The organism is Pragia fontium, from assembly GCF_900638655.1.
Taxonomy (GTDB): Bacteria; Pseudomonadota; Gammaproteobacteria; order Enterobacterales; family Enterobacteriaceae; genus Pragia; species Pragia fontium.
Genome location: NZ_LR134531.1, coordinates 1,384,540 through 1,401,009, shown reverse-complemented (window position 1 = coordinate 1,401,009; position 16,470 = coordinate 1,384,540). Strand labels below are relative to the sequence as shown.

Annotated in this window: 20 protein-coding genes; 10 read left to right on the top strand and 10 right to left on the bottom strand. The window is 40.0% G+C overall.

Features of this window, described 5'->3' with window-relative positions; all coding sequences use genetic code 11:
• Window positions 1–106: 106 nt before the first annotated feature.
• Window positions 107–751 (bottom strand): leucine efflux protein LeuE, encoded by a 645-nt coding sequence (leuE, locus tag EL341_RS06075; protein ID WP_074820890.1) that lies wholly within the window; start codon window positions 749–751, stop codon window positions 107–109.
• 394 nt (window positions 752–1,145) lie between these two features.
• Here leuE and copC point away from each other — a divergent pair, with 394 nt between their 5' ends.
• The 5 genes from copC (at window position 1,146) to EL341_RS06050 (ending at window position 7,118) form a co-directional block, all read left to right on the top strand.
• Window positions 1,146–1,535 (top strand): copper homeostasis periplasmic binding protein CopC, encoded by a 390-nt coding sequence (copC, locus tag EL341_RS06070; protein WP_074820888.1) that lies wholly within the window; start codon window positions 1,146–1,148, stop codon window positions 1,533–1,535.
• A gap of 63 nt (window positions 1,536–1,598) precedes the next feature.
• On the top strand, window positions 1,599–2,420 hold the full coding sequence (gene copD, locus EL341_RS06065) for a copper homeostasis membrane protein CopD (protein ID WP_232036592.1): 822 nt from the start codon (window positions 1,599–1,601) through the stop codon (window positions 2,418–2,420).
• 113 nt (window positions 2,421–2,533) lie between these two features.
• Window positions 2,534–5,323, top strand: a complete 2,790-nt coding sequence (locus EL341_RS06060; RefSeq protein WP_126467347.1) for a xanthine dehydrogenase family protein molybdopterin-binding subunit — start codon at window positions 2,534–2,536, stop codon at window positions 5,321–5,323.
• Window positions 5,320–5,874 (top strand): (2Fe-2S)-binding protein, encoded by a 555-nt coding sequence (locus EL341_RS06055; RefSeq protein WP_074820880.1) that lies wholly within the window; start codon window positions 5,320–5,322, stop codon window positions 5,872–5,874. The genes EL341_RS06060 and EL341_RS06055 overlap by 4 nt, the downstream gene beginning before the upstream one ends.
• Entirely contained in the window at window positions 5,871–7,118 is a 1,248-nt protein-coding gene (locus EL341_RS06050; protein WP_074820877.1) for a c-type cytochrome, read from the top strand. Before EL341_RS06055 ends, EL341_RS06050 begins: the two co-directional genes overlap by 4 nt.
• 109 nt (window positions 7,119–7,227) lie before the next feature.
• Here EL341_RS06050 and alkB read toward each other — a convergent pair whose 3' ends face one another.
• The 4 genes from alkB to cspE form a co-directional block, all read right to left on the bottom strand.
• Window positions 7,228–7,881 carry a DNA oxidative demethylase AlkB gene (alkB, locus tag EL341_RS06045; protein ID WP_047782566.1) on the bottom strand — a complete coding sequence of 218 codons (654 nt, stop codon included), beginning with the start codon at window positions 7,879–7,881 and terminating at the stop codon, window positions 7,228–7,230.
• 38 nt (window positions 7,882–7,919) lie between these two features.
• Window positions 7,920–8,180: a putative hemolysin gene (locus EL341_RS06040; protein ID WP_047780576.1), complete on the bottom strand. Its 261-nt coding sequence runs from the start codon at window positions 8,178–8,180 to the stop codon at window positions 7,920–7,922.
• A 387-nt stretch (window positions 8,181–8,567) separates the two neighbouring features.
• Complete coding sequence (locus tag EL341_RS06035; protein ID WP_408634889.1) at window positions 8,568–8,711, bottom strand: YgdI/YgdR family lipoprotein; 144 nt, start codon at window positions 8,709–8,711, stop codon at window positions 8,568–8,570.
• A 224-nt stretch (window positions 8,712–8,935) separates the two neighbouring features.
• Window positions 8,936–9,148, bottom strand: a complete 213-nt coding sequence (gene cspE, locus EL341_RS06030; RefSeq protein ID WP_047780574.1) for a transcription antiterminator/RNA stability regulator CspE — start codon at window positions 9,146–9,148, stop codon at window positions 8,936–8,938.
• A 973-nt stretch (window positions 9,149–10,121) separates the two neighbouring features.
• Here cspE and EL341_RS06025 point away from each other — a divergent pair.
• On the top strand, window positions 10,122–10,340 hold the full coding sequence (locus EL341_RS06025; protein WP_047780573.1) for a hypothetical protein: 219 nt from the start codon (window positions 10,122–10,124) through the stop codon (window positions 10,338–10,340).
• 266 nt (window positions 10,341–10,606) lie between these two features.
• On the opposite strand, the gene EL341_RS06020 is transcribed toward EL341_RS06025, so the two are convergent.
• Both EL341_RS06020 and EL341_RS06015 read right to left on the bottom strand, forming a co-directional pair.
• A complete protein-coding gene (locus tag EL341_RS06020; RefSeq protein ID WP_047780572.1) occupies window positions 10,607–10,795 on the bottom strand; it encodes a hypothetical protein in 189 nt (62 codons plus the stop codon).
• Between the two features lie 618 nt (window positions 10,796–11,413).
• Window positions 11,414–11,830 carry a structural protein gene (locus EL341_RS06015; RefSeq protein ID WP_047780571.1) on the bottom strand — a complete coding sequence of 139 codons (417 nt, stop codon included), beginning with the start codon at window positions 11,828–11,830 and terminating at the stop codon, window positions 11,414–11,416.
• A 322-nt stretch (window positions 11,831–12,152) separates the two neighbouring features.
• Between EL341_RS06015 and uspF the strand changes: the two genes are divergently transcribed.
• Window positions 12,153–12,590: a universal stress protein UspF gene (uspF, locus tag EL341_RS06010; protein ID WP_047780570.1), complete on the top strand. Its 438-nt coding sequence runs from the start codon at window positions 12,153–12,155 to the stop codon at window positions 12,588–12,590.
• Between the two features lie 138 nt (window positions 12,591–12,728).
• Here uspF and EL341_RS17795 read toward each other — a convergent pair whose 3' ends face one another.
• Window positions 12,729–12,893, bottom strand: coding sequence for a YnfU family zinc-binding protein (locus EL341_RS17795; protein ID WP_217639203.1), 165 nt, complete (start codon window positions 12,891–12,893; stop codon window positions 12,729–12,731).
• Window positions 12,894–13,014: 121 nt separating this feature from the next.
• On the opposite strand from EL341_RS17795, the gene EL341_RS06005 reads away from it, so the two are divergent.
• Together EL341_RS06005 and EL341_RS06000 are read left to right on the top strand one after the other, a co-directional pair.
• Window positions 13,015–13,248, top strand: a complete 234-nt coding sequence (locus tag EL341_RS06005) for a hypothetical protein (RefSeq protein ID WP_047780569.1) — start codon at window positions 13,015–13,017, stop codon at window positions 13,246–13,248.
• A 263-nt stretch (window positions 13,249–13,511) separates the two neighbouring features.
• On the top strand, window positions 13,512–13,826 hold the full coding sequence (locus EL341_RS06000; protein WP_047780568.1) for a BON domain-containing protein: 315 nt from the start codon (window positions 13,512–13,514) through the stop codon (window positions 13,824–13,826).
• A 203-nt stretch (window positions 13,827–14,029) separates the two neighbouring features.
• Here the strand turns inward: EL341_RS06000 and EL341_RS05995 are convergent, their stop codons facing one another.
• Entirely contained in the window at window positions 14,030–14,740 is a 711-nt protein-coding gene (locus tag EL341_RS05995; protein ID WP_126467345.1) for a hypothetical protein, read from the bottom strand.
• Between the two features lie 259 nt (window positions 14,741–14,999).
• Between EL341_RS05995 and EL341_RS05990 the strand changes: the two genes are divergently transcribed.
• Window positions 15,000–15,395, top strand: coding sequence for a hypothetical protein (locus EL341_RS05990; RefSeq protein WP_074820871.1), 396 nt, complete (start codon window positions 15,000–15,002; stop codon window positions 15,393–15,395).
• A 94-nt stretch (window positions 15,396–15,489) separates the two neighbouring features.
• Here the strand turns inward: EL341_RS05990 and EL341_RS05985 are convergent, their stop codons facing one another.
• Window positions 15,490–16,347, bottom strand: coding sequence for a hypothetical protein (locus EL341_RS05985; protein WP_114986436.1), 858 nt, complete (start codon window positions 16,345–16,347; stop codon window positions 15,490–15,492).
• Window positions 16,348–16,470: the final 123 nt, after the last annotated feature.

Genomic DNA, 16,470 nt, shown 5'->3' with positions numbered 1-16,470 from the left:
CTTTATCGAGTTGCACTATTTTCCATGTATATAACAATTTTTTGATAATGCAGCTATAAAAAAACCACCTTTATAAATTAAGGTGGTTTTTTCCAGTGCTAAAAAGTTATGAGGTTGCCAGAGCCAGCTTTAAACCAAAAGCCAAAAACAATGCACCAACACACCCATTCGATAATTTAGCCAAGCCATAGCGTTGTTTAAACATTGAGGACAGCGTTGCACCACTGAAAATCAACACGGATAGATAGATCATACTGAATGTTTCCAGAATACTTCCCAATATAAAGAAAGGCACCGCCGTATTTGGATAATCAGGATTAACAAACTGCACGAAAAAAGAAACGTAAAAAATAATGGTTTTAGGATTCGTTAAACTCAGCAGTAGCGCTTTTCGAAAAATATGGTCTTTGGTCGCTTTTGGCATATCATCCACAGGATGATGTTCTTTCTTTATCAGAGTGGTATAGAGAATCCGTCCACCAAGATACAATAAATATGCCGCCCCGGCATATTTCACTACGTCAAAAAATAGCGGGGAAGTACGGACTAATGACGCCACACCGATAAATGCTAAAAAAATCAGAGCCGCATCCCCCAGAAAAACGCCGAAAGAAGCTTTATATCCCTCTTTCACTCCATGTTTCACGCTACTGGTCAGCACAAAAATTGAATTTGGGCCCGGAATCAAGGTAAGAACAGTGACACCAATAATATAAGTCCAGAGATTAATCACACCAAAGCTTTCAAGCATTTTCGCCCACCCTACGCCCCTACATAACCAGTTTAACAATCAGAATTATTCATCTCTAATAATGCATGAAAATATACAGATAAATAAACTAAAATCAAACCAACAAAACTCTTAATAAAACTACACAAAAACAAAAACACAACACTTAACACCAAGCAAATACCATTTAAATGAAATTAAATTTCAATAAAAATAAATTATCAGATAAAACAGGAGTAATTGTCAGATTTTAGTGAATAACTAAATTTTTATAGATGAATAGTGAAGGGCTTTATGTCTTACTCATTTATCAACCAATGAGAACAGTTATCAATTGTATACAAGATGAATAATGAATGTTAACATTTTGTTCCAACAGTAAATTCTTACATCATTGCCACAAGGATATCGCTTTATGGTTATGCCACAATTACGTAACGTATTTCACCTATTTTCCATTGCCTTAATATTTATATTTGGTTTAACCAGCCAGCAAGCAATGGCTCACGCTCACCTTAAACTGCAATCACCTGAAGCCGATACCACCGTATCTTCTTCACCTGTCGATATTTCACTCACATTTTCTGAAGGTGTTGAGCTTAAATTCAGCAAAATCACCCTAATAGGTTCAGATAAAAAAGCAATAGAAACAGGCACTCTCGCCCTTGATACTAACGACAACACACGTATTATGACGACAATAAAACAGCCACTGAGTGCTGGTCAATATACCGTGGATTGGCAAGTCGTTTCCGTTGATGGTCATAAAACTAAGGGTAGCTATCACTTTTCTGTTAAGCCCTGATAAATGAGCCTGGATACCCTCTATATTCTGCTAAGGTTACTCCATTTTTCTATGGTGATACTGATGTTTGGCATCAGTATCTTCGTAGTGTGTCTCAGCACACAAACACTCAGACCAGTATTAAGCACGCAACTCAACACTACTTTAATAGCCTCAATACTGACATTAATGCTGACGTCAGTAGACATGATCTCTGTTCAGGCGGGACTGATGGGGGATGGCTGGTCAGATATGCTTAATCTCTCCATCTTGAGTGCCGTACTGGATACCGCGTTTGGACAGGCTTGGCGTTGGCAAATTATATTTTCTGCAGCTGCGATACTATGCCTAAGATTAAAACCTCAATATCGATTTAACCTGAGCCTGCTGTTTTCTACCTTACTGCTGATTAATCTTGGTTTTGTCGGCCATGTAACGTTACATAGTGGGCTATTGGGTTGGTTACACCGTATTAATCACGCCATTCACCTCCTCAGCGGTGGATACTGGCTAGGAACATTAATTCCGCTCTTAGTCTGCCTGCGTTATCTGGCAAGCACCGAACTACATGCTGATGCCGTAAAGTCGATGGTACGATTTTCGCATCTGGGTCATGTGGCTGTGTTATTGGTTGTTGTCAGCGGCATCATCAATAGTGGTTTAATTCTGCAACGCTGGCCGCTAGATTGGTCCTCTTACTATCAGTTATTGCTCTGCGTTAAAATCGCCATTGTCGCAATAATGATTGCCATCGCGCTGTTTAACCGCTATCAGCTAGTCCCCCGAATGAAATCAAGTACTCCCCGTATATTAAGTTGGTTTACTCTCTTAACCACAATAGAGATAGCTCTTGGATTTGTAGTACTGTCATTAGTGAGTCTATTTGCGACCCTTTCTCCCGTCTGATTTAAACCTTCCGCTTTCAATTCATTCAATATTTTTCACACTGAAAACAGGCCATTTTGTCTTTACTGACCCATACTTATTCCTAAAATCACAATAAAAAGGAAAGACTTCTGATGAGCAATTTCAGTACATCAAGGCGAAGTTTTATCAAAATGGCAGTTATTGCTGGCGTAACGGTCTATCTGGCTCCGCTCTATAGCCGGGCCTATGCCGCACTGTTCGAAAATAAGATCCTGCAATCCCCGATATGGGACGCTAAAGATAAACGCATTCGTTTTCGCATCGATGGACAATCCAAAGTCATGGGCAAAAAGGTCTTCGCCCGAGATATTCGTGCCAGAGATATGCCCCACTGGCCTCAAAAACAAGGTCATGCTTTTATCTTACGCGTCACCCAAGCGGATAGTTTGTATCAGGGCCTCGACCTCTCCTTATTAGGAGAAGACCTCTACCCCGATCGACTGGTTACGGCCGAAGATCTGATGCGGGATGGTCTGGCTTTCCCGGCATTCTATGGCGAAGACATGTTGCTACCGATAGGCAAAACACCCGCTTATTTGGGGCAAGCGGTCGCTATCTTGATATATCACGATTTCGCCCGCTTCCGTTTTGCTAAAGATAAACTGAAACTCCATAATGAAGTGATTCTTTCCGGTAAAAAAACTGGTCCACTAGAACGCGATCCTTGGGGAATATTTCGCTATGTGCGCGTGGGTGGAACAACATCAAACGATGATGATCTGTTCTCCAGCCTGAAAGATAGTCCGATATTTCCTTCCGCTATGAAAAAGCATCTACCCGTATGGCCTGAGGGGCAGCAAGGCGGTAAATTAGATCAGCAAGGAATGTTCTACGCCCAAAATATTGCCGATGAACTCCAAACTCCACCAACGGACTGGCTGGTCATGTCGCGGCGCTACACCACTCAGTCAATCGATACCGCCGCATTAGAACCCGATAATGCTAACGGCTGGTACGATTCCGAAAGCCAGAGCCTACATTTGGTTATCCCGACCCAGTCACCACAAGAAGTAGTTGAAAGCCTTTCGCAAATGGCCAGCAAAAGCCTTCTACCGATAAAGCAGGTTTTTCTGCACCCTTGCTATACCGTGGGCTACGGTTCTAAAGATCACTATAATTTCCCCTATTATGGCACTGTGGCCTCACTTTATGGTGATGGCTATCCAATACGTCTGGCTAACGATCGCTATGAACAGTTCCAATCGTCGTTAAAGCGTCATGCTTTCGACATAGATTACACTGTCGCCGTCAACCGCCAGTCCGGCATGATGCAAACCATAAAAGCCGAAATGGTGGCTAACGGCGGTGGGCGGAGCAATTTCACGCCGTCTGTTGTCATGGTTGGCGCTACCGCAGCGCAATCAATCTACTATTTTCCAAAAAGCGATCTGTCTTCCATTGGTATTGCCTCACGGGCGCTTGATGCCGGCTCAGCCCGTGGATATGGCACACTGCAAAGCATGGCGGCAACAGAAATGATGGTGGATGAGCTTGCCGCAGAACTCAAACTCGACCCCATTGAATTCCGTTTACGCAATGTGCTGAAATCAGGCATGAAAAACACTCAAGGCGCCATTCCCGCAGGTGCTATCCGAGCTGATGAAGTGTTAGAGAAAGCAGCACAACATCCACTCTGGCTTCAGCGTCAACAGAATAAGCAAGCTTATGAGTTCCAACATCCCGGCAAACGCTACGGCGTCGGTTTTGGCTGCGTACAAAAAGACTTCGGTACCGGGGCCGAAACCTCGTTCGCCCGGGTTGAACTGACAGAAGATGGACGAATAACGCTCTATCATAGCGGTGCAGAAATGGGCACCGGCATGTCAACCTCTCAATCCGTGATCTGTGCCCAATGGTTGGGTAAACCCGCCGATGAAGCCCATTTTTCCGTGACGGACTGGTCCCTATTACCGGTGGAAACCAGCGGTGATCCTTACCAGATGTCACAGCAAGAACAGGATAAGTTACAGACGAACCCCAAATGGTCCCCCTCTTACTGTTCCCCTTCCAGCGCCAGTAACTCGGCCTATTATTTTTCCCATAGCACTGGGGAAGCCGCCCGTCTGATTTTTGATCAGGGGATCTGGCCTGCCGCTATGGCTATCTGGCAAACGGGAATCGGTGGTGGCCAAGCGGCTCCCTATATTATTCGTAAAGAAGATGCCCGTTGGGTTGAAGGAGGATTAACCGCTAACGGTATGCAAGTGCTGAGCCTGGAAATTTTGGCGCAGAAAGCACATCAAATGGGAGCAATAACCGGTGCTATTGTTCACGTATTTAACCGTTGGCAGTGGGCAGAAGCCGATTTCACCATCAGTAATCAAACACTACGCTTGCCCATCGATGGACTGGCACTTCGCCATGCTAACGGCCAATTTGAACCTCAAATACGTCAACAGGTTTATTACCCTCCGGTACAGCGAAACAATGCCGCGGTCACTTATTACAGCGCCGTTGGAACATTGGCGGAAGTGGCCGTTGATATTGCCACCGGGCAAGTAGAACTACTCACTCATCACTCTATTATGGAGTGTGGAAACCTGATTGTTGCCGAACTGGTCTCTGGTCAATTACAGGGTGGTCTGGCTATGGGTATTGGCCATGCTCTGCATGAATATTTACCGCTATATGAAGATGGACCGGGCAATGGCACCTGGAACTTTAACCGTTACCATTTGCCTCGAGCCAGCGACGTTGCCGTCTGGAAACAGAGCGAAGAAATTCTTCCGGCTCTGTCAGAAACCGATCCTCCCAAAGGCATGGCTGAAGTCGTCATGATTCCAGTAGTCGCCGCACTGGTCAACGCTATAGCCCATGCCACCGGACATCGTTTCCGCGATCTGCCGGTACGCGCTGAAAATATTCGTGAGGTATTATCATGAGCCTGAAAAACCGCCCTCTAACCCTGACTATCAACAATCAGCTATATGGCCCAATAGACGTTCCAGAAGGGTTGATGATGATTGATTTTCTGCACGAATACCTTGACCTGACGGGTTCCCGTCTAGGCTGTGGTCAGGGAATTTGCCATGCCTGCGTAGTTATTGTCGATCACGATAGCGGCGTCAGTGAGGAAGTACGTACCTGTATCACCGGAGCCCATTATTTTGATGGTAAAAAAGTTCGCACCATTGAAGGATATGCTACCGTCGATGATGCTGGTCAGGCCACCGAACTCACCCCGGTGCAGCAAGCCTTTCTTGAACACTACAGCTTTCAGTGTAGCTATTGCACACCTGGATTCGTCACCGCAGCAACGCTACTTATCGAACGCTTACATAAGCAGCCCATCAAAGCTGAAGATCTGGAAACAGCGATTAGCCAAGCGCTAGAGAATCATATTTGCCGCTGTACCGGCTATGTCCGTTATTACCAAGCTGTTAAAGAGGTAATAGAAAAAACGCCGGGATTGCTCACGGAGGAAGCTAAATGAAACGTTTGTTACTCTGGGGCGTCATCATACTACTGATGATTGTTGCCCTGTTATGGTGGCGAGAAAACCGAACCTACAATGGCCCGGTTCAACATGTAAAAGCCAGCGAAGAGCAAATCAGTCGAGGTCAGTATCTGGTCAGAGCCGCCGACTGCGAAGCCTGCCATACTGGTCCCGGTAGAGCGCCGTTCTCTGGGGGGGTGGCTTTAGATACGCCTTTCGGTACAATTTATGGTACCAATATTACTCCGGATCCAGATGCTGGTATCGGACGCTGGACTAGCGATGATTTTTACTCGGCAATAACTAAAGGGGTCACCCCTTCAGGACGCCATCTTTATCCAGCCATGCCCTACACCTCGTACAAAGAAATAACGCGTAAAGATGCTGATGATATCTACGCATTTCTTATGACTCGTAGCGCAGTAACACAGCCAGCACCAGAAAATCAACTGTCCTTCCCCTATAATCAGAGAATGGCATTAATTGGCTGGAATATGCTGTTTTTAAACAGCGCCCCAATCAAACCAGCGTCAATCGGTGCTTCAGAACAATGGCTGCGTGGACAATACCTCAGTAACGCGCTTGGTCATTGTGGTGAATGCCATTCCCCCAGAGGCATACTGGGGCAGGTTAATCAGGATAAACCTATGCAAGGCGGAACCTTAGGTAGAATTCTCGCTCCGGATATTACACCGGAAGGTCTATCTCAACGAGGATGGACGCCGGAAAGTTTGAGCCAATTTATAGGTTATGGCATCACACCACAAACCAGCGCATTTGCTGATATGCATACCGTAATTAATCTCAGCACCCGCTACTTAAACAATGATGATAAAAAAGCTATGGCAAGCTATCTGATGGGAGACCACCCGCCAACAGCGACTCAATATCAGGCCGGGCAAGGAAACGAAAATGGCCGACTGATTTATTTGAATCAATGTGCCGGATGCCACTCCCGTGATGGCGAAGGGAAGCCTCATGTAGCCGTAGCGATGAAAGATAACTCCACCCTGCGTTTGACCGATGCTAATAATCTTATCGTTTCAATACTTGATGGTCTTCCAGCCCAGGATTTCCCAAATGGAGAAAGTATGCAGGCGATGCCTGGATTCGCTGAACGGTTAAGCGACAATGACATTACCGCGTTGGTTAATTACCTTCGGGTAACATGGGGAGGACAACCGGAGAACGTAACCGAGACACAGGTTAAGGCGCTACGCCAGAGTGGAGAAAATAAATAATCCTGCGTTCTTCATTACCGGAAACGCGTAGTCTTTCGACCGAAAACACCGGTGAAATTCATCCATGGTGTTTTCGGTTGGAATATCGACATTCATCCTAGACCAATATTTATTTAATCTGACGAAAAGTTAAATTAATACGATGCTCACCCGTTGCCGGATGATAGCCTTTCCGTATTGGTAAAATGCCATGATAGGCTAAACGTGACTCCCCGCCCCAGACCACAACATCGCCATGGGTCAACATTACGTTCTGAGTCTTATCACTGCGAGATAGCCCACCAAACTGAAACTTTGCCGGTAGTCCAAATGACATTGAAACGATGGGATGGTTTAAATCAGGCTCGTCCTTATCCTGATGTAATGACATTTTTGCCCCAATATCATAACGATTTATCAAACAGGCATCCGGTTGGAAATCATTAAACCCAGCCTGAGATGCCGCCTCTACCGCCAGTTGATAGCAGATTGGTGGCATGGAAATCCATGCTTTGCCACTTAAGGGATCTAATTCACTATAGCGATAACCAGAGCGATCGGTGACCCAACCGAAACGCCCACAGTTAGTCATTGCCACTGACATTTCATAACCACCCGGCGTTATCATATGACGAAACGGCATCTGTTCTGAGACCGTTGAAACTTCAGACAAAATCTGTTCTGCCTGATGTAAAGCAAAATGGCGCAGAATTACCGCACCTGAGGCGAGAATTTGACAAAAAGTATCTGGCGGTTCTGATTCGTCGAATAACTCAAAGTTCATCATAGATAGGACTGTTTTAAATGTGTCTGATTGCGTGATTAACTCTGGTGATTAGCCCGATATAGCTCCCAAGTATCAACCTGTAAGCCATCCGAAAATGAACATACTGAATAAGCGCCTTTAACATTTTGTTTGGCCTGCACCTTGCCACCAACGCTAGAGCAATAGACATCGGCCGGATTTCCTTTGCCACCAATAGTAGAGACATCTCGGGTATTTTTTTCTACTGCGCAGCCTTGAAGTAATCCAAGACCCAGCGCCCCTAGAAAAACACATATCACCTTTAACTGATTACTCATCAATATACTCCTAATTTATCGGAATCGAAAAAATGGGCAAACAACCAGCTTGATTCTCCCGAGCTTCTATAACCATAGTTCACATGGAAAACCCCATAGTTACCCGTGTATAAATAGAGAACCTCGATTTCGTGTATCCCACACTTTAACTGAATATTCGATTACAGTTATATATAATGTCGCAATCTGTTAGTCGAAATATTTGGCTAATATAGGTATTACCAACGGATAATTGCAGTCATCATGAAGAATAATCAGGAAAAAAGTAAGCTCACTGCAACGTTATTGAGATAAATAAAGATAAGTTAAGGAATCAGCAGGCATAAAAACGCCCCAGTATTGACTGAGGCAATCTTGAAAAACAAATTTAGCTAATAATATTAAAGCTTACTTCTCTAGCATTTCAGAAATTTGCTCGGGATGAATCTCATACTCATTACCATCCTGATCTACATACCTTGTCATACCTGTTGCTTTATCAAGTTCAAGCTTACCTTTAGCAACGATTATCTGGCCGCTTGTTGTCGTCACATAATCACTGGCACATGCGGTGAGACCATAACCAAACCAACTAAAGCCATTCAGGTGCTAAACGAGGGAGTTTAGGGGGGATTTTGAATTTTTTGTGCTGTTGCCGTACAAATAATGCATATAAAAAAGCCCGAGTATTTAAACTCAGGCTCTTTATATCAACTTAATTATGCATCTGTTCTAACTAAACAGTTAATCAACAGAAGACAATTAACTCAATAAAATTAGATAGCAACAACGTTTACTGCTGCTGGGCCTTTCGCGCCATTTTCGATTGAAAATGAAACTTCTTGACCTTCTTCTAAAGTTTTGAAATTGGTGCCCTGAATAGCAGAGTAGTGAACGAACACATCTTTGCTGCCATCTTTAGGGGAGATAAAGCCAAAACCTTTATCGCTGTTAAACCATTTTACTAAACCAGTCATTGAACCTGACATTGAATATTCCTCTAATTATTAGATACCAAAAATTGTTTTGAGGTCTGTTTGGCAGTTTTACTTATGGGAACTAATTAGAAGGAATTCTTGAAGAAGTGATATCTGAAGATAACGCTAAATGGCGAACTGCTTTAAATTGCTTTACATAAATAGGTCTGTACCCACAAACCAGGACGCCATTAAGTCATAACCAGAAAAATTAAGCAAACATTATTTCATGTTTATTTTTGTCTGCCCTAATTTTATGGATTTTCAATGGATAACCTGTATTCGATACGACTACACTTTAATGCGAATGTCCATGGCCGCCACCAACATCTATCCGTTCCCTTCGTCCTCTGCTTCTTAGTCACCAGAAATGATTAGCATCTCGATGCTATCGTACTCATCCTATACATGAAGAAAATGTGTCAAACATCGCTAACGTTGCAAAAAATATGGGTGATGCCTCTATTCTCCCTGAGTCGACTATTTAAAGCGTCATCCAACATGTCATTTTTTAACAAATATCAACCACCAAGTTAAATTATGATGACTATCTGCCTTACGGCGTTAATCATTACGTTAGCAAATCGGAAATAACCTAGAGATTAAGATAAGTTTTATGACGAATAACTTAATTATCCCCCACGATTTGAAGAATATTTTTAGTGAAACAAAGAAACTATAGAGAAAAACAATAATAACAGTAGTCACAAATCGATATAATCTTACCTAAAAATAATCAAAAACATTAATTAAAATAAATATTAACTTATAAACAAATAAGTAAAGATCCATTAAGTGGATAAATAAATAAATAAATGATCTAATTAAACTAAATACACCATTGACTAGGAATAAATACCCATGCAAATATAGCCCAGCAGAAATTAAATCTGCGACAATAATCAAATATTACGAAAGGTAAATGTTAATTTAATTAAACTTACCCGTATATTTAACTATTTCAATATTATTAGGGAAAATTCACATGAAAGTATTATCAGAAACAGAAATTCAACAAGTTAGTGGCGCAGGTCTGTTTGGCTCAGCTCTAGGTGCTTTTGGATTCAAAACCGTTGGCAAAAAAGTTAATGATTTCGAAAATAAAATCATCGAATTCACTCTGGGAAAAATACCACTAGTGGGTAGCAGCCTTATCAACCTGCTGAAAGACCCATTTGGCGCATTCAAAGATACGGCAAAATAACCGTTATTGAATAATGAAACAGGCTATATATTTATAGCCTGTTTTCTGTTTTTTGATATGTTAGTCATGCAACTCGATGAATAGCTTTAGTCTGATTGAGTATAAGATAGCCTGGCGGATTATGTCTATTGACTGACATCGGATAGTAACGATTCCTTGATGATTAGCAAGGCGTCAACACTTTTACTAAATTGTAAAAAGTGAACCATGATGATGTTGAGTAAAAAGAAAAGGGATTTGATCCCTTTCCTTTTCCAAAGCAAAACTTATTTATTTTTACCAAATAAGCCAGTAAATATGTTACCGATATTTTTTAGAAAATCGCCACCAAATAACTTATCTAAAATACCACCACTACTCTTACCATCTTCGGTTTTGTCTTTCTTGAATAAATCCGTAATAAAAGAGCAACCACCATTTACAGCTTCAATTTCGTGAGATTCTAATTTACGCATAACGATACATCCTTTTAATGTTTAAATTTTAAATTACTATGCCTTAAGGCACAATAATTTTAATCGTATAATTAAATCTTAATCAACACATAACCCCTAATAACTTTGAAAAATAAAATCCTATTTACATATAAATTCATATTATTAATTTTAAATAAGTAAAGGTAAAATTAAACCATTCAATTTACACGGATATGAATTAATTAAAAGCAAACTTAATAAGCCTTCTCAATAAAACTTTAGTTGCCAGATGTCCTGAGTTATTCATCTAGATGATGAATACCATCATGATTAACATGACCAATAAATTTCTCTTAGCTATAGAAATCACTCATTGATTTTAGATAAACAACATTAAGAAAAAATCAAACCAATATTATATTAATGTTTATCTTTACATATATAATCAGTTTTTTCATACCACAAACTACTGCTATAAAGACATGACATAACCTATTACACCTCCTTTAGTCATTGATTGCCTAACCTTCCCCTTCTTATTTAATTCCGCAACGATTAGATAGCAAGTAACATGCCTGAATCCAGTTCAATACATTGCGATAAAATCCTGACACAAAAAAAGCCGCTATTGCGGCTCTCGATAGTACATTCACTCATTCACAATAAGCTAAATGCCTTTTCAAACGTTTCATCAGAGTAAGGTAGTGTGCCATTCTCATGACGTACAATTGCCTTTGCCAGTCCAATAACCGTTTTCTTATCGCTGACGTCGATAGGCTCTGTCGGTTGAACATCCAATTGTTTAGCAACCGCATTAACATAGGCACTAGTATTGTTTTCTTTAGTCGGTGCCCAACGATTAATTAGCCCTGCTACTGTTTTTAGTCGATACTTGCGCTGATAAGTCCCCAGTAATGACATGAGCGCACGAAGACCATATTCCGGTGATTCAAACCGACAAAACCGTTTTTCAAGAACCGGGTCATACGATAACTGACCTTTCCATTGATTCCTCGGATTATAGTCAATATTGCCTGGATTATTGTTTCTGATTCCACGTGGTTGGCTAGCCATGATGATTAACTCCTGTTAAATATTTCCAGAAATACGCCAATGTAATGTTCCTTATAACACCACAGACTTCTGAACTAACATATATCATACAAGAGCTTAATGACTAATAAAAAATGAGCCAGTCATCTAAGTAAACGACCAAAACCAGCTTAACCGAACATTAAGAGGAACGAATATGGATAAGATAATGAATTCTTCGATACCCAAATAACCCCCACCTTCTCTTTATCCATTAACACTAATTTTTATCACTACAATTACACTCTTGTCGTCGGAAATAGTAGCTACACTTACATTGAGGGCCAAACAAATCGGAGGCGCTATGTATCATACAATCCTGGTACCCATCGACATTTCCAATCCAGAGCTAACTCAACTGGTTATCTCACATGTTGAAGCTCAGGTTAGTCTTAATAGTACGGCTCGCGTTCATTTCCTGACGGTTATCCCAATTTTTCCATATTATTCATCTCTGGGTTTAGGTTACTCGGGAGAGCTGTTTGATAAAGATAAATTAAAAAGCGAAGCATTATTGCAACTGACTGAAGCAATAAAAGACTTTAACATTCCAGAAGACAGAATAGAAAAGCATCTGGCGACCGGAGCGCCTAAAGATGGGATATTGAAACTGGCAGAATCAATTCAGGCAGATATCATCATTGTTGCTTCTCATCGCCCCAGCATAACCACTTATCTTTTAGGATCCAATGCTGCGGCAATAGTTCGCTATGCAAAATGCTCAGTCCTGGTAATCCGTTAATAATATCTATAGCCCATTTAATATGGGCTATTTTTAAATGCCACATATCATGTCCTGTAAGATAAAAGCAGGCGATATAACCACTTTCCTTCAGACATAAAAAAGCCGAAGCGGATTTCCGTCATTGGGATAAAAGCTTTACTTATGCTCTATAACAAATAAAGCACGACAGTGAGGACAACATAAAACAAGCCCCTGAGACACTTTGCTCATCAATTGTTTTGATGTCTCTTTACAGACAGGACATTCCACTATAGAAACTCGTTCCCTTACCTTCTTCAATAATTCATTAAGATAAGACATGATATTCTACCTATTTGGTGAATGAGGCTTATTATACCACGATATCGCTGCCGATTATTTTTTATACAATGAATAAACAATCCTATTATGCTATATTTAATGCCCTATGCAGGAGCATCAAATGAAATCCTCTGATACTTTAAACTGGTACCCTTCTCAATTACCAGCAGTTAAACGGATACTCGGTGCAGCAATTATTGCCGTTGAAAAGCAAGGCCGTCCGATCAATGCCAGAACCTTAATTGAGTATTTATATGTCGTTCAAGCTAAAAAAATGAAGTTAGATGACAGAATTGCTCTGCAAACAGCTATTTCTGTACTAACCGACAATCAAAATAAACACGGACATATTTGATCTAAAAGGGAATAGATACTTAATTCAGGCAGTAATTTTATTTTAACTATTCATAAAATAAAATTAATAAAATAAAAAGGTTGCATAAATCTCAAATGAGCAGAGTATATTAATATTAATGCAATCCTATTTCTTGTATTAATGTATGACCTACCATTTATTGCTTTCCCCCGTTAAATTATTGGGGGAGCTTTTTTAATTATCCTTTCACAATCCCTAGTCATTGATAAAAGCAAACCACTTAAAAACCTCAGGAGATTATTATGAAAACATTCAATAGATACATTGGTGCATCTTTAATGGCTCTTGTACTGGTTGCAATGCTCGGCTGTGCACCAACACCAAAACATGAAGGCACTGGTGAATACTTTGATGACACACTGATTACCACTAAAGTAAAGGCGGCTATTTTCAATGAACCTTCATTAAAATCGTCTGAAATTAATGTTGAAACATTCAAAGGGAATGTACAGCTAAGTGGGTTTGTCAGTTCCAGAGATTCTATTTACAAAGCGATCGATGTTACCTCTAAAATTAATGGCGTTAAAGCGATTAGAGATGATATGCAAATTAAGTAAATTATCTATAGAGGAGATCACTCCTCTATTATTTCAGAGAAAATGATATTATCAAGTCTAATCAGATAATCAGTGTTGTAATAAGAATTATTATATTATGCATTTTCGAAGTTAGAACTTCGGACATAAAAAAGCCCAACCGAAGTTGAGCTATATGATTCAACTGTTTTAATTAATTTTATTCATACCAATCAAATTGGGATTTATAAAATCTCATATAGCGTATATTTAACTACATGAGCTATTTTCACAGGTTCTACTCGACTAATTGATAATGTAAAGCGAATGTCTGCACTTATATAATCCTGTCTACCAGGAAGAGCGGCCACATGTGGATAAACCAATGGATAACAAGAAAAATCATATTTATTCGCAATAGCATAATATTTACTATTAACTCTAATGTACTCAGGTAATTTCTCTAGTTTATTATCTTCATTATTAATACACTCATAATTAGAAAATAACTCTGGGTAATCAATATCTCCATCCGTAATTAAAGGGTAGTTAGTCTCAACACCGCTACCTCTACTAACTTGCACATATGTACTCCCTTTTACATTAAATGGTTTTTGATTGTATTCAAACCCCGTATAAACAGTCCCCTCGACAATAAATCGCTTATTCCTTAGCTCCTCAGGCGTATACTTAATGTGTGGAAACAATTTAAAATTCATTGAGCAAAAATCGTTACCTAAATAAGTGTGTTCAACTTCTCTTTCTGTCAATTGGAAACCAAATCCAACAATTGATGATGTAGGTTTCTTAGAAAATAATCCATTGTCACTCCCAAGATGTAATGCATTATCAATATCTGTAGAGAGTTGAACCGATTTACCTGAGATCAAATCACCATTCTTTAACTCATCATGAGCCGTACCGTAAGAAACCACTGGATTTTTTATTGTCATCATTATTTCCTCATTTTTATTATTATGCTTATCCAAACTACTGTCTGGATACACAGTATACTAAAAGAGGAATAGCACACCTAATTTTCAGGCGATTTATTTTTATCTTTATTTAATACTAATCAAATAGTTACAATTAAAAACTATCATATAAAATAAACGGAAGTGTCATTATCAAGCTCGTGGGGGTAATAAGTAGCCCATATACAGATAATCATTAAGTTGTTATTGTTACCCGATTAATAGCTGAAGCTTATACTCAATGAAAATTAAAAGTAAATTGCAATGCCTTTTAATCATTCCCATAACATTCACCCTTATTAGTTGTGAAGATAGTCGTGAAGAAAAAGCCATTGCAGCAGCCAAAAGGCTTTCAGTACATGAAAGCAGTAAACCGCGGTTTAGAAATGTTATCTTTATACAAACACCATCTGACGACAAAAATCCCGATTCTCTTAAAGGTAATGTTTGCGGAGAGGTGAAGTTTAATGACCCAACAGGAACATATACCGATTTCACCCGATTTTTTATTGAGATTTCAACCTATGAAAACGGCGAAAGAAGCATAGCTTCTGGCCTTGATTTTGAGCCTAAAGATTCCCGTTCTTGCAAAAGTTGCTTCGAACAAAGTTGGCAATCAATGTGTATATCTAAGTGAAAAAGCCTACTCTCTACTGAGTAGTAGGCTTTGTAATGAAAGCCGCTATAAAGTTGATTACTCTGCGATAAGAAAAGCAGGAGGTGGCATAATATTAGTCGCTTAATTCAATAACAGAACTCCAAAATATATGGTTGATATTGCTCATCACCTCATAGTAATGGGCATTTTCAAGGGATTTGGTTTGAGGATTTCGCCATTTAGCACGATTTTGTTGTTCAAACTGCTTTTTTAGATCCTTTTGCTTGCTGGCTGAGTCTGCATGGATGAACTGATTATAGATTTTTAGTGCTTCTGAGATATTTTGCTGAAGTTCTGGTTCGGAAAAATTATAGGACAACTCCGGTTTTTTATAAACCGACTCAAGAATACTAATGCGGGTGCTATAATCTCCCGAAGGTGAGAAGTCAGTCTTGTAATAATGGATAAAATCGTTAGCTCTGAATAGTTTGGTTTTGTAGGTGTCATGGCTGTTAGCAAAAGTTGTTTCAGGAAAGGACTCTGTAGGGCCAAAATTCCAGTCTTTATTAAAACTATCAATGAAGAGTTCACTACCTAAATCGATAAATGGCCCAGTAAATTCTTCCCCGTTAATTTTTAACACATGTACATCGCCATTTTCAGTAAAAGGAGTTACACCATCAGCGACATATTTTTGTATAACATAAATGTAGCGAGTTTGAGTTGGATTAATTATCCCTGAACGCTCGGAGTCTCCATATGCACCAAGTACGCTGAACTTAACTTTTTCACCGTTAGGTAGGGTCATCTGATGAGGACCTGCGTTCAGAGTAATGTTTTGCATTTCTCCTGCTGGAATGGTGATTTCTTTATTATCAATGAAAACAGACAGCGGCTTATCGGTAGGGTTATCAATTGAAAACTCCTTACTTCCACCAAAACAACCAGCTAAACCAATGCACGCGATAAAAACTAGCGCTTCTTTCAACATAAAATATCCCTTTTAATTTTTAATTTATTGTAAAGTTAACAACGGTTTTAGCACCTTATCATAGTAAATAAGGGCATTGGCAAAAATATACTTTCTTCACACCTAGTTGCTAAGACGGATTAC

What these genes read in the sequence shown, in the direction of transcription:
- uspF (WP_047780570.1), top strand. Translation starts at nt 12,153, where the DNA reads ATGTATCATACAATCCTGGTACCCATCGACATTTCCAATCCAGAGCTA.
- leuE (WP_074820890.1), bottom strand. Translation starts at nt 751, where the DNA reads ATGCTTGAAAGCTTTGGTGTGATTAATCTCTGGACTTATATTATTGGT.
- EL341_RS06015 (WP_047780571.1), bottom strand. Translation starts at nt 11,830, where the DNA reads ATGGCTAGCCAACCACGTGGAATCAGAAACAATAATCCAGGCAATATT.
- EL341_RS05995 (WP_126467345.1), bottom strand. Translation starts at nt 14,740, where the DNA reads ATGATGACAATAAAAAATCCAGTGGTTTCTTACGGTACGGCTCATGAT.
- EL341_RS06025 (WP_047780573.1), top strand. Translation starts at nt 10,122, where the DNA reads ATGAAAGTATTATCAGAAACAGAAATTCAACAAGTTAGTGGCGCAGGT.
- copC (WP_074820888.1), top strand. Translation starts at nt 1,146, where the DNA reads ATGGTTATGCCACAATTACGTAACGTATTTCACCTATTTTCCATTGCC.
- EL341_RS06060 (WP_126467347.1), top strand. Translation starts at nt 2,534, where the DNA reads ATGAGCAATTTCAGTACATCAAGGCGAAGTTTTATCAAAATGGCAGTT.
- EL341_RS06020 (WP_047780572.1), bottom strand. Translation starts at nt 10,795, where the DNA reads ATGCGTAAATTAGAATCTCACGAAATTGAAGCTGTAAATGGTGGTTGC.
- EL341_RS05985 (WP_114986436.1), bottom strand. Translation starts at nt 16,347, where the DNA reads ATGTTGAAAGAAGCGCTAGTTTTTATCGCGTGCATTGGTTTAGCTGGT.
- EL341_RS06050 (WP_074820877.1), top strand. Translation starts at nt 5,871, where the DNA reads ATGAAACGTTTGTTACTCTGGGGCGTCATCATACTACTGATGATTGTT.
- alkB (WP_047782566.1), bottom strand. Translation starts at nt 7,881, where the DNA reads ATGAACTTTGAGTTATTCGACGAATCAGAACCGCCAGATACTTTTTGT.
- EL341_RS06005 (WP_047780569.1), top strand. Translation starts at nt 13,015, where the DNA reads ATGAAATCCTCTGATACTTTAAACTGGTACCCTTCTCAATTACCAGCA.
- EL341_RS06000 (WP_047780568.1), top strand. Translation starts at nt 13,512, where the DNA reads ATGAAAACATTCAATAGATACATTGGTGCATCTTTAATGGCTCTTGTA.
- EL341_RS17795 (WP_217639203.1), bottom strand. Translation starts at nt 12,893, where the DNA reads ATGTCTTATCTTAATGAATTATTGAAGAAGGTAAGGGAACGAGTTTCT.
- EL341_RS06055 (WP_074820880.1), top strand. Translation starts at nt 5,320, where the DNA reads ATGAGCCTGAAAAACCGCCCTCTAACCCTGACTATCAACAATCAGCTA.
- cspE (WP_047780574.1), bottom strand. Translation starts at nt 9,148, where the DNA reads ATGTCAGGTTCAATGACTGGTTTAGTAAAATGGTTTAACAGCGATAAA.
- copD (WP_232036592.1), top strand. Translation starts at nt 1,599, where the DNA reads ATGTTTGGCATCAGTATCTTCGTAGTGTGTCTCAGCACACAAACACTC.
- EL341_RS05990 (WP_074820871.1), top strand. Translation starts at nt 15,000, where the DNA reads ATGAAAATTAAAAGTAAATTGCAATGCCTTTTAATCATTCCCATAACA.
- EL341_RS06040 (WP_047780576.1), bottom strand. Translation starts at nt 8,180, where the DNA reads ATGAGTAATCAGTTAAAGGTGATATGTGTTTTTCTAGGGGCGCTGGGT.